The organism is Streptococcus suis (assembly GCF_046032535.1).
GTDB classification, from domain to species: Bacteria; Bacillota; Bacilli; order Lactobacillales; family Streptococcaceae; genus Streptococcus; species Streptococcus suis_AK.
Map to the genome: position 1 here is coordinate 1 of NZ_JARQPL010000004.1, position 12,152 is coordinate 12,152.

15 protein-coding genes are annotated in these 12,152 nt (G+C 37.4%); 7 read left to right on the top strand and 8 right to left on the bottom strand.

What is annotated here, in order from left to right; translation table 11 throughout:
• Positions 1 to 1,098: IS110 family transposase (locus P7J58_RS02130; protein WP_408555586.1), on the top strand; the 1,098-nt coding region annotated here is incomplete at its 5' end.
• Positions 1,099 to 1,195: 97 nt separating this feature from the next.
• Here the strand turns inward: P7J58_RS02130 and P7J58_RS02135 are convergent.
• From P7J58_RS02135 to P7J58_RS02150, 4 genes are all read right to left on the bottom strand, one after another.
• A complete protein-coding gene (locus P7J58_RS02135) occupies positions 1,196 to 1,726 on the bottom strand; it encodes a DUF2812 domain-containing protein (protein WP_408555585.1) in 531 nt (176 codons plus the stop codon).
• The gene (locus P7J58_RS02140) at positions 1,716 to 2,039 is read right to left on the bottom strand and encodes a PadR family transcriptional regulator (RefSeq protein WP_024380109.1); all 324 of its coding nucleotides are present in this window, start codon (positions 2,037 to 2,039) and stop codon (positions 1,716 to 1,718) included. Before P7J58_RS02140 ends, P7J58_RS02135 begins: the two co-directional genes overlap by 11 nt.
• 99 nt (positions 2,040 to 2,138) lie before the next feature.
• On the bottom strand, positions 2,139 to 2,402 hold the full coding sequence (locus P7J58_RS02145) for a hypothetical protein (protein ID WP_408555584.1): 264 nt from the start codon (positions 2,400 to 2,402) through the stop codon (positions 2,139 to 2,141).
• Between the two features lie 254 nt (positions 2,403 to 2,656).
• On the bottom strand, positions 2,657 to 3,517 hold the full coding sequence (locus P7J58_RS02150; RefSeq protein WP_222375580.1) for an Rgg/GadR/MutR family transcriptional regulator: 861 nt from the start codon (positions 3,515 to 3,517) through the stop codon (positions 2,657 to 2,659).
• A gap of 98 nt (positions 3,518 to 3,615) precedes the next feature.
• Here P7J58_RS02150 and P7J58_RS02155 point away from each other — a divergent pair, with 98 nt between their 5' ends.
• Positions 3,616 to 4,512, top strand: coding sequence for an ATP-binding cassette domain-containing protein (locus P7J58_RS02155; protein ID WP_408555583.1), 897 nt, complete (start codon positions 3,616 to 3,618; stop codon positions 4,510 to 4,512).
• The gene (locus P7J58_RS02160) at positions 4,496 to 5,188 is read left to right on the top strand and encodes an ABC transporter permease (RefSeq protein WP_408555582.1); all 693 of its coding nucleotides are present in this window, start codon (positions 4,496 to 4,498) and stop codon (positions 5,186 to 5,188) included. Before P7J58_RS02155 ends, P7J58_RS02160 begins: the two co-directional genes overlap by 17 nt.
• Positions 5,189 to 5,269: 81 nt before the next feature.
• Here P7J58_RS02160 and P7J58_RS02165 read toward each other — a convergent pair whose 3' ends face one another.
• The gene (locus tag P7J58_RS02165; protein ID WP_398582078.1) at positions 5,270 to 5,965 is read right to left on the bottom strand and encodes a histidine phosphatase family protein; all 696 of its coding nucleotides are present in this window, start codon (positions 5,963 to 5,965) and stop codon (positions 5,270 to 5,272) included.
• A 273-nt stretch (positions 5,966 to 6,238) separates the two neighbouring features.
• Here P7J58_RS02165 and P7J58_RS02170 point away from each other — a divergent pair, with 273 nt between their 5' ends.
• From P7J58_RS02170 to P7J58_RS02185, 4 genes are all read left to right on the top strand, one after another.
• A complete protein-coding gene (locus tag P7J58_RS02170) occupies positions 6,239 to 6,820 on the top strand; it encodes a TetR/AcrR family transcriptional regulator (protein WP_029187027.1) in 582 nt (193 codons plus the stop codon).
• 114 nt (positions 6,821 to 6,934) lie between these two features.
• Positions 6,935 to 7,876, top strand: coding sequence for an ABC transporter ATP-binding protein (locus P7J58_RS02175; RefSeq protein ID WP_029187026.1), 942 nt, complete (start codon positions 6,935 to 6,937; stop codon positions 7,874 to 7,876).
• 14 nt (positions 7,877 to 7,890) lie between these two features.
• Positions 7,891 to 8,631 carry an ABC transporter permease gene (locus P7J58_RS02180; protein ID WP_029187025.1) on the top strand — a complete coding sequence of 247 codons (741 nt, stop codon included), beginning with the start codon at positions 7,891 to 7,893 and terminating at the stop codon, positions 8,629 to 8,631.
• 1 nt (position 8,632) lies between these two features.
• Positions 8,633 to 9,586 (top strand): ABC transporter permease, encoded by a 954-nt coding sequence (locus P7J58_RS02185; RefSeq protein WP_408555581.1) that lies wholly within the window; start codon positions 8,633 to 8,635, stop codon positions 9,584 to 9,586.
• Between the two features lie 521 nt (positions 9,587 to 10,107).
• Here the strand turns inward: P7J58_RS02185 and P7J58_RS02190 are convergent.
• From P7J58_RS02190 to P7J58_RS02200, 3 genes are all read right to left on the bottom strand, one after another.
• On the bottom strand, positions 10,108 to 11,445 hold the full coding sequence (locus tag P7J58_RS02190; protein WP_408555580.1) for a PFL family protein: 1,338 nt from the start codon (positions 11,443 to 11,445) through the stop codon (positions 10,108 to 10,110).
• A gap of 11 nt (positions 11,446 to 11,456) precedes the next feature.
• On the bottom strand, positions 11,457 to 11,723 hold the full coding sequence (locus tag P7J58_RS02195) for an ACT domain-containing protein (RefSeq protein ID WP_024384707.1): 267 nt from the start codon (positions 11,721 to 11,723) through the stop codon (positions 11,457 to 11,459).
• A gap of 90 nt (positions 11,724 to 11,813) precedes the next feature.
• Positions 11,814 to 12,143, bottom strand: coding sequence for a helix-turn-helix domain-containing protein (locus P7J58_RS02200; protein WP_408555579.1), 330 nt, complete (start codon positions 12,141 to 12,143; stop codon positions 11,814 to 11,816).
• Positions 12,144 to 12,152: the final 9 nt, after the last annotated feature.

Here is a 12,152-nt window from a genome sequence, read left to right on the forward strand (position 1 = left end):
TCATTTGAACGCATCGTCATTGGTATGGAAGCCACCAGTCTCTACAGCTTTCACCCTGCCATGTTCTTTCATGAAGACAGCGACTTGAAAGCTCTAAAGGTTGAGGTCATGGTCGAACAGCCCAATAAGATTAAGAAATACCGGGAAGCCTTTGAAGAAAACAAGAATGATACCCTTGATGCCTTCTATATTGCCGATTATTTCCGTATCGAGCGATTCTCACCTGCTTTTCTCAAGGAAGAGAAATACATGGCGCTCCAGCACTTGACCAGAACCAGGCTTCAACTCATTGAGCAGTTGACCAAGACCAAGCAGCACTTTATTGAGAATATCTACTACAAGTGCAATACCTTATCAACTGAAATCAAGAATGAGAACCTCTCAACCAATCTCTGGTCTAGCACAATCATCTCTCTTATGACAGAAGACTACTCCCTAGACGAATTAGCCACTATTGCTCTCGAAGATCTGGCAGAATTTCTCCAGAAACTAGGAAGAGGACGATTCAAAGCTCCTGAAAAGCTAGCGAAAGCTATTCAAGCGGCCATTCGTGGTTCTTATCGTCTCTCTAAACTCCAACAGGATTCTGTCAATGTCATTCTTGGGCTATTAGCTCGAGAAATCAGAAATCTGGAACAAATGATTAAGGATATTGATAAAGCTATTGAAGACATGGTAGAAGTCATTCCCGAATACCAGTGTTTAACTTCTGTGCCTGGTGTTGGTAAAGTTTACGCTGCAGGAATTATCGCTGAAATTGGACAGATTGAGCGATTTAAAGATCATCCTCAAGTCGCTAAATATGCAGGATTGAATTGGAAACAGTATCAATCTGGGAACACTAACTCTCAAAATACGGAACTTGTAAAACGAGGCAATCGCTATCTTCGCTATTACTTGGTTGAAGCCGCCAACTCGGTGAGGCGACATGATAGTGAGTATCAAACCTTTTACATGAAGAAGTATCAAGAAGTTCCTAAACATCAACACAAACGAGCCATCGTCTTAACCGCTAGAAAATTTGTGCGTCTGGTGGATGCGCTACTACGCAACCGCCAACTCTATACGCCACCAAGGAGGCTTATGGAAGATAAGTGATTATCGGCACAAGTCCTTGGATAAGCTGGCGAAAAAAGCGTTTTTCGCTAGGTGTTTTTAGTGCACCCTTTTGTCTAGAAAATCATCTAAAAATTAATCAACTTTCTATTGACTTTTTACCACTAGACTTATACTTCTGACGCAAGCGCATCAAGCCGATAGAACAATAAAGTAAAACTGGTATATCCACCATAGCCATACCAATCATAACAGCTGGTAACTTCAAGATATAAAATAACAAGATAAAGAAAACAAACAAGGAAGTGGCCAGTAGAAACTGTCTGGTAATAATTCTGTCAATCATCTCGAACTTACTTTGACAGTCACTATAAAGCTCAACTTCTCCCAAACTCTCATTCTTTCTAAAGTATGAAAAATGATTGCAGTCACCGACATATTCCCAGCCATAATCTGCAAACATCTGGAGATATTCCTCCTTATCCTGACCATTGGGCTTAAAATCCAGTTGATAGATAACTTCTTCAGGCTGACATTTCTCAAAGATATAGAAAAAACCAAATTTATTTTTTTGAAATTTCCATCCCTGACGGTGATGCTCTGCCAGATAGACTTCTTCCGTTTCAAAATCAGGCAAGAAGAAGAAATGAATTTCTGTCCTAGTCTCCATAACTTTCCCCCTTACTATTTCGATAGAGCCGTTCAATCCGAGCCAATTCTATGTCTAGGATTTCTCGACCTGTTTCTGTTATCCGATAAAACTTCCGCTTGTCTTCTTCTCTGACAAAGGCAATCAAGCCGTCTTTCTCCATTTTCGACAGAGTTCCGTACATGGTTCCAGGGCTAATCACAACTTGCCCTGCCGTAACTTCCTTGGTCTTCTGGGTAATATCATAGCCATGCCGTTCTTCCTGTAAATGAAAGAGAATATAGAAGGCAGTCTCTGTCATGGGAACATAGACGCGTTTTAACTTATCGTTCATAAAACTCCTTTCGCACTACGATACATCGAAATTCGATGTATTTGTTATATCGCAGCTCGATATACTTGTCAAGAAAAAAATCAGAGAATATCCCTGATTTCATTTCTTGATTGTTTTAGAAAATGGTGTTTTATGTGTCGTGATAAAGTTTTCAAGCCAGCTAGCATCATCGTTCTCCGTCGCTACTTCTTCCCTTTCCTCATCCGTGTCCTGTTCTTCATCGTCTGAAAAATCAACTTTTCCAAACAGAACTACCTTGCCCTCCGTTTCAGCACTTGCTGAACTGCTATTAGTTGTTAGAAGCTCAAAAGTTACAAAACCTAGCATTGCAAGAGCACCTAAAACAAGTAATTTCTTCATCATTATTTCCTCCAAGATAATTAAGAACCTGTATTCATAGTTCAGCACTTCTAGCTAAGGCTAGTTTTTCAGCTACTCACCGCTCGTTTTTTTCAAAATACAGTTAGTATTCCCTCAAAAAACTGCCTTGGTTAGCAAAAAAACATCTCTTCTCTAAAAGCACTTTTCTTGTGAATACAGTTTCTAAACATTGTTTTGTAAAGTTGTAAAACTTACAAGTATTATCTTACAGGAAATGACGAGCCGCTTTAAATTCATTACATATCTGTAACTTTCTCAATTTCCTTATTGATCTGGTGGATTAAATCATAGCAATCTAAAAATTTGGCGATATGCAGGCATTCCTTCATTATTTCTAGGCCACCATCATTTCCATTCATGTAGGACAAGCGTGCTTTTAGGAGCTTAAGCAGCAAGCGATCCCGCATATTCTTTTCCATGATATTGACAGAGTCAAGAATTTTGAGAAAACGAATCGCAGCAATCTCCTCTCCCCTATCTAACAAACTACTCGAAATATTGATGAGTACCTTATAGACATTGTCTCTGTTTTCTGTGATGTCCATATAAAACTTTGTTCGATTGAGAACTTCCATTCCCAGAACTTCCAACATCTTGCTAGGAAGACCTCTGCTACAATTTCCGAAAATCCAGAGTTCAAATTTCCCCCAATCATCTATGGACATTAAATAGTCCGATAGAATAGCTTTTTCATCCTCAGAAACATCATAATCAGGATCGCACCATTGTTGCTTGAATATATGAAAGGCTGCGACCATTACCCTGTCAAACTGACGACCATCTCTATCATACTCTGCTTGATGGTACAAAATTCTATCATCCATATACTGAGCATTGTGACTATAAACTGCACGGACAAATTCCTCTGATGAAAACAAATTATCTATCTGAAAGTAGGACTGGTAGAGGGTAGAAAATTCGCCCTCTACCACATTCATCCGTCTCAAGCAATTAAAAAATGTATCTACAGAAAGATTACTCTTTCCATTTTCAAAGCGTGATAACTGAGCAGGTGTCACGAAATCCCCTGCCACTTCTTTTAGAGACATATTTTTTGATTCACGAATGAGTTTAAAAATTTTTCCGTAAGTTCCCATTATATTCTCCACGCGTTACATTTATGTAACAAAATTCGCTAACTTTTGAATCTAGTATATCATAGATTTATCATTTTTTTATAGAAAGGCAGGTAGTTATGTCATCTCTCTTATCTACCCAAGAATTATCAAAGCAATATGGGAAACAAAAGGCCGTTCAGCAGGTTTCCTTGACTATTAATAAAGGAGAAATCTGTGGCTTAGTCGGTGAAAATGGTGCTGGGAAAACAACGCTTCTCAGAATGTTATCGGGCCTCATTTCCCAAACTTCAGGTACCATTACTAGTTCAAAAGATTGTCGTATTGGAGCTTTAATTGAATCCCCTGCTCTACAACCTAATTTATCTGCGATCGATAATCTTCGTTACATGGCTCTGCAATTAAATCTCAAGCAAGCGGATGAAAAAATCTTAGAGACATTAGCAATTGTCGGTTTAGAGGAGGTGGATCCTAAGAAAAAATCCAAAGATTTTTCATTGGGAATGCGTCAACGTTTAGCCATTGCCTTAGCTATCTTAGATGACCCTGACTTTTTAATTCTAGACGAACCGATTAATGGTCTTGACCCTGTTGGAATCAAAGAAATGAGAAGTATTATTTTAAATCTTCGCAATCAATATGGGATGACCATCCTTATCTCCAGTCATATCCTATCAGAGCTTGAGATGGTGGTTGATCGATACATTATTATGCATAAGGGCCTTATCGTCAAAGAATTCTCAAAGCAAGAGCTTGAACAAAGCCTAGAAGAACAACTCTATCTACAAACGAACAACCATCCTATGACCTTGACTATCCTTGAAGAACAGGGCATCGCTTACAAAATAGATAAGGATTATATCAGTCTGTCATCAGATACGAATGTTATGAACCTCATTCATCTCTTGATAAACCATGAGATTGAGGTCAACGAAATTTTTAAACAACAAATGTCATTTGAAGACTATTACCTGACATTGATTCAAGAAGGAGAAGAGCATGATACATTACTTTAAAGCTGATTTATTTAAGATTCAAAAAGAACAGAGATTAACGATTTCATTGGGAATATTGACTTTACTGTCCTTTTTATCCGCTTTTTTGTTGCATGGCAACGAAGACTTCACTAGCTCTCTGATTCAATTGCTTTCTCAATTTATCACACTATTTTTTATCGTTCCAGCCAACCTATTCTTTGGAGAAGATTTTACTTACCGTACCATCAATAATATTATTATCAAGCAACAAACAAGAAAAGGGGTATTTTTCTATAAAGTCTTAGCAACCCTTGTACTAGATCTCGCTTATATCCTTCTAGCCTATTTATTGAGTAGCAGTGTTGGCTTACTTCTAGGTGATCGTATTGATGTTGCAGTGATAATACAAAGTTTCATTGTGCAAACACCTTTATTTATCTGTATCTCTCTGTTATCCATCCTGATATTTGTCAAGTCCAATAAGGTCAATCAAGCCTATCTTGCCTTTGGTTTAATGAGCCTTCTTTTTGACAATATCTCCAACCTCATTACTAGTAACCTACTCCATATGAAATTACCAACAGATTATTTTCTATTCCTTTCCCTCCAACAAGGGGAACATATTTCAAGGCTATCCATGGGTGTTAGCTTTATGGCTACCCTCATCTACCTTTATCTGAGTTACTTTATCTTTAGTAGGAAAGAGTTAAAATGATGTAGCTTAGATTTCATATATAAAAAACATGTATGTCACACATCAGAAAAAACGTATGACATACATGTTTTCATTTCGCATTTATTTCCCTTGGGCAATCAATTCTGCTCCGCGTTTGCGGTAGGATAGGTCGCCAACAGCTTCAATTAAGAGCTTGCCATTTTCGTATTTGAGGACGGTAATTGAACCGTTATCGAGGAAGACATTGGCTCCACGCTCTGGCTCCAATAGATGGGCCAGGGTGGCAATGGTCATACCATGACTGACCACAAGGGCATTGCCGCCGCCTTGCTTTTCCAAGTCTTGGGCAATGGCCTCAAAACCTGTCAGGATACGATTGCTCAAAACTTCCCATGATTCCGCCCAGTCAGCTGTATCTGCTTCTTGAATACCTGCTGCGATTTCCGCAAAGGACATGCCTGTCGCATCAACTGTCCCTTTCAAACGAGGCAGGACACCTTGGAAAAGCTCGGCATCATACATGCCCTCAAAACTACCAAAGCACCATTCACGGATACGCTTATCTTGGTAATATGGGATTTTGCCTAAAATTCCCAACTCACGCTGGGCGATGGTCATGGTCTGAACGGTCCGCCCCAGGTCACTGGATACGGCTAGTTTAAAATCAATACCTGCATCCTTGAGCCCCAAGCCCAGTTCACGAATTCCTTCCTCACCAGCCTTGGTCAGCGGTGTATCACACCAGCCCTGCACGCGCCCGATGGTATTAAACATGGTTTTCCCATGTCGAGAAATATATAATCTTACGTCTGCCATAGTGTTCTCCTTGTCTTTTCTTACAATTAGTATAGCAAAAAAACGACTGCTTGTCGCAATCGGTTTGGAGAAAAATTGGAGTCCCATTTATTTTATTCTATTGAATTATGAGCTTATTATAATATATAAAGATGTTTTTTAGGTGAATTTTTGTTCATATATTCAGAGTATCGACTCTAAATATGAAAAAAAGTTCATATAATTCTTGCAAAAAAGAATTAAATGAATTATAATTCATGTGTGGAAATAAAAAATTATGTTGAGGTAACAACTATGGCAAAAGATGATAATAAACAAAAATTAATAAAGGCTACAGACGCTCTCTTAAAGGATAGAAGCATAACTTCTATTACAACAAAAGAGATTACAAAGGCTGCAGGAGTTTCTGTGGGAGTTTTTTATAATTATTTTAGTAGTAAGGAAGATGTCTTTAAAGAATTAATCAAGACATTTTTCAACTATTCTTTAAAGCAAATGGAAGTCTTACGAAAAGAAGTTACAGGAAAAAATATTCGTTCAGAAATTAAATTCAAAGAATTTCTAATTAATGGAATAGATAATAATTGGGAAAATCGTTTTTTAAATAGTGATATTCTGTTACTTTCAAGAAAAGATGAAGAGTTTCAAGAATTAATGATGTATTTTAATCAAAAAATGGTTTCCATTGTTGTAGAGATACTTACAGTTATTAATCCAGAACTACAAGAAAATCCACCTTTTCTAGAAGCAAAAATGATTATGAATTTAATTCAGAATTCCTACCCTAGCTTTTCAAAATTTGGTAGTGAGGATGAAAAAGAGAGGTATATAGAAAAATTAGTAAATATTATTTTTAGTATTAGTTTCAATGAGTAAGAATTAGTTCTGATAATTTTAAAATGGATGGTTTAGAAATTCAAACTGAATTGATAAGAAAACAAGGTATGTTTAATATTAAAAAGGAATTATTAAAGAATGAGGGAAGAAATAATGGAAAATCTTTTAGAAGTCAAAAAACTATCAAAAACGTATAAAAACGGAAGAAAAGCATTAGATAATTTAAATTTTAATGTTACAAAAGGTGAGATTCTTGGTTTCCTAGGACCAAATGGTGCGGGAAAAAGCACGACAATAAATATTTTATCTACCTTATTACAATCTGATGAAGGCGAAATAATATATTTTAATAATGAAAATTTGTCCATCAAGGATGTAAAGAAACAACTCGGAATTGTTCCCCAAGAATTAGCGATTTATGAAGATATCTCAGCCTCACAGAATGTCAAATTCTTTGCTTCTTTATATGGAGTTAAAAAAAGTGAAATCAATGAAAAAGTTGAAAATGCATTAAAAAAAGTAGGACTTGAAGACAGAAAAGATGATAAACCGTCAACTTTTTCTGGTGGTATGAAAAGACGTCTGAATATTGCATGTGCAATAGCACACAGCCCTAAATTGATTATTTTTGATGAACCAACTGTGGGTATTGATCCACAATCTAGGAATCATATTCTAGATTCAATTAAGAATTTAAGGGATGAGGGAGCTACTATCATTTACACAACTCATTATATGGAAGAAGTACAACAAATTTGTGACCGTGTCATTATCATGGATGGAGGGGTAGTACTTTTGAATGATTCACTTGATGATATTTTAGAACATTATAGTAATTCTAATTATCAAGTTAGAGTAGATCAGCAGTTCTCTCCAGCAGTGTTAGATGAAATTCGTGAATTAACAAATGTTGAAGAGGTGAATCAAAACGGTGAGTTTGAGATAATCTTTAGTATAGGTGAGGAGGCCATGCCGATTAATGCTGTACTGGAGGTTTTAATCAAGTTCAATCTAAATATTACTAGTATTACAATGGTCAAGAAAAATTTAGAAGATGTTTTCTTGCTACTAACTGGGAAAAAATTAAGAGATTAATAGTGGGGTCTGTAATGTTAACAATAATGAAACAAGATACGATAAATCTTTTAAAGAATAAACCAATCATGATGTATCTACTAATTTATCCGGTTGTCCTGATATTAGTAACAGGGTTTGTATTCGGTTCGATTTTTAGTGACGATATTTTAACATCATATGATTATTATGGTGTTACGATGATGATTTATTTATCAATGGCAACTGTAATTATATTACCCGAATTATTATTTGGAAGTAACGTGAAGTATGCAAATTACAGGATTGTATATTCGCCGATTCCACGTTACAAGATTTATTTATCCAAATTAATCGTTTCTATTTCTATTTCGTATTTTATCCTAGCAATTTATATGCTTGTTTTTAATAGCACAGGGTTAGTAAACTATGGTAAAACTAATATCGCCTATAGTTTATTACTTGACTTAGCTTTGGTAACCTTTTCTATCACATTTGGAGGTGCTTTCTGTGTGTTACTAAAAAGCGAAGATATTGCAACAAAAATTTTAAATTTAGCTATTAATGTTTTAGCAATTCTATCTGGTTTATTCTTTCCGATGTATATATTTGGGAAAAAAGTTGCTAATTTGTCTACCTTATCTCCAATTTCAAAAGTGATGTCAACATTTTTTAGTATCATTTACGATAAAAATTATAGTTCATATTTTAATACGTTATCAATTTTGTTACTATGTTCAGTACTATTTTTAATTATCATTCACTTTAAATATCGGCCTGAAAATTTTGGAGAGTAAAATGAAATTTATTATCTTAAGAAATAACTTGCAACGTTTTTTGAAAGAAAAATCATATATTCTTATATCTTTTTTGCTAGTTTTTGTAACTATTGCAGCAACATCGTTTGTTGTAACAATGGAAAGCCAAAAGGTAAAAATCGGTGTAACAAAAACTGCAATTGAACTATTAGAAATGAGCAATACCAACATTTCTGTCGAGGAAGTAGAAAGGGACAAGGATTACTATGTTAATTTAATAACTGGTAAGTACGACGCATATATTAGTAAAGAGGATGGAAAATATAAAGTAACTACAGTAAGAAATTCAACTTTAGGCAAGAAATTAAGTCAGTATTTAAATAAAGGAAAATCATTAACTGCTTCTACTTCTAGCGGTAATAATCATTATAAAATTATTATTACTGTTATGGCTATGAGTTCTATGATACTATCATTAATACTGTATAGATTCTATTTTGATGATAGAAATGGTCTAGATAAACGAATCTATCTAAGCGGAGTATCAAACTTTTCTTATGTTCTACAGCAGGTAATGTTTAATTTTTTAATTTTATCTATTACGAATTTATTAAGCAGCTTAATTTTATTCCCATTGTTTGATCTTGATATATCGTGGAACTTAGTACTATATATCCTCCTAATTGAGGTATTTTCAGCAAACTTTGGAATGGTTTTATCCACCTGGACTAAAAAAAATCAAGGGGCGCTATTAATAGGAACAATGGTATCTGTTCTGACTATGCTTCTTTCGGGTGCATTATTCTCTGTAAAAAAAGGTTCTATACAAGATAAGATACATTATATTTTTCCTCAGTATTATATTTCAAATTTAGGAAAAAATATTGATGGCCACTCAACTAATTTGACTCAATCGATTACAGTCATTGTAGGATATACACTTTTGTTTTTCCTAATTGCAAATTATATGCAAAATCAAAAAGTAGGTGAATGATATATTTTAAATTGATAGTTCTCCCTTTTATCTGACTTTCGAGGAATAAACTAAATTCAATTTCTAGACTCAAATATCAAGAATCGCTTACCTGACAATATGCCCCCTCCTAATGTGAGTCTAACTACATCATCTTGTAAGTTACCTGAGACATTTGCCTCTATTCAAATAGGCTCCCTAAGCTTAGTAATGGTTTTACCCACCACTGTCTTAGAGAGCCTATTTTTCTTGCATTTCACTTTATAAAACGAGTACTAATAATCGGTCTTCTTTATTTATGACTTGTAACATGCCAGGCATGACAAGCTGGACAAAGATAAGATCGCACTAGGTTTCTTTCTCCGATTTCCTTTTTTAATCGTTGGCATTTTATAACAATAGTTCAGCTTTAATTCTATCAGGAAAACGAGCCCTCCCAGAATAACACTCTTAAGCCGTTCTTTTTTAAAAGCCTTCAAAGATTTCTGACGACGACTTCTTGTCATTTCGCTTCCCATCTCAAATCGACCTAAACAATCAATTTAGTTCTTAAAGCTATGAATTGGGGCTGGAATTTGTCCGCCACGATTAATAAAGTCAGCAGACGAAGCTTGGTTGACCTTCATGACAGGGGCTGTTCCCAACAGACCACCGAATTCAATCATGTCCCCTTCTTTTCCAAGCGGAATGATACGGACCGCAGTGGTTTTCTGATTGATAACCCCAATGGCTGCCTCATCCGCAATCATAGCCGCGATAGTTTCAGCAGGCGTTGTTTCTGGAATGGCAATCATATCCAAACCAACTGAACAGATAGCCGTCATGGCCTCCAATTTTTCAAGGTTAAGTGAGCCATTTTGCACCGCAGCAATCATGCCCTCGTCCTCAGACACAGGGATAAAGGCACCTGATAAACCGCCGACTTGATTGCAGGCCATGACACCACCCTTTTTGACTGCGTCATTGAGCAAAGCCAGGGCAGCAGTCGTTCCGTGCGTACCTACGGTTTCCAAGCCCATTTCCTCCAAGACCCGAGCCACTGAGTCTCCAACAGCTGGCGTTGGAGCAAGGGACAGGTCCACGATACCGAACTTAACACCCAGGCGTTCGCTGGCCATATTGCCGACCAACTGACCGATACGGGTAATCTTGAAGGCCGTCTTTTTGACGGTTTCTGCCACCACATCAAAGCTCTCGCCACGCACTTTTTCAAGGGCACGCTTGACCACACCAGGCCCAGACACACCGACGTTGATGACCACATCTGCCTCGCCGACACCATGGAAGGCACCCGCCATGAAAGGATTGTCCTCGACCGCATTGGCAAAGACCACCAGCTTGGCCGCCCCCATATCAGAAGCTTCCGCCGTCTCCTTGATGATCCGCCCCATATCCCGCACGGCAGTCATATTGATGCCCGTCTTGGTCGAGCCGATGTTGACCGAAGAGCAGACTTTGGTCGTTTGGGCCAATGCCTGCGGTATGGAGTTGATGAGGATTTCATCACCTTTTTGGTAACCCTTTTGAACCAGAGCTGAAAAACCTCCGATAAAATCGATACCGATCTCATGAGCCGCCTTGTCCAAGGCATGAGCCAAGGGAAGATAATCCGTGGAATCCGTCGCCGCACCAATCAAAGCAATTGGAGTTACCGACACCCGTTTGTTGACAATGGGAATCCCCAGCTCCGCCGCAATCTCATCACCGACCGCTACCAAGTTCTTAGCCTTGGTTACAATTTTGTTGTACACTTTCTCCGCAGCCTTATCAATGTCCGAGTCGATACAGTCCAAAAGGGAAATCCCCATGGTAATGGTCCGAATATCGAAGTGCTGCTCCTCAATCATCTCAATAGTTTCTCTAACCTGTCTAATATCCATGACCGCTCTCCTTACAAGTTGTGCATAGCATCAAAAATCGCCGCACTTTGAATGTTGATTTTCACGTTCAAGGATTGACCAAAGGCATCCAATTCTGAACGAAGTTGCGTGAAATCTTGCTTCTCATCTGATGACACCACCGCCATCATGGTAAAATACTCATCCAAAACTGTCTGAGAAATGTCATCAATATTGAGTCCCAATTCCGCAATCTTAGTCGCAACACCTGCAACGATTCCTGACTTGTCCTTACCGACAACTGTAACAATAGCTTTCATCTGAACACCTCTTCTAAATTTTCATTTATTTTAACATAAATATGCAGAAAAAGGTAGAAATCGTCTAGTTTCTACCTCTAACGTACGTGTTTATAAGCCCTGCTTTTTCTTGTAATCGGTCACGGTCATGTCAGTCCATTTCTTGAAGGCACAGCTGAAGGCATTGACCTCGCTGTAGCCAATCTGACTGGAAATCTCCTCTGCTGGTAATTTCATCTTGAGATAGGAGAAGGTCATAGCCTTTTGAACAGCTTGCTGTTCCTGTTTGAAGCTGGTATTTTCAGCCTGACCAAGTTCTTCGCCGTAAGTACGCATGTTTTCTTGAATAGCTGCCAAGATTTCCAAGCGTTCTGCGATTGAAACTTGTGTCCAAGCTTGTGGGTCTAAGTGGTTAAATGCTTCTTGATCTGTGAGTACCATATTGCGTTC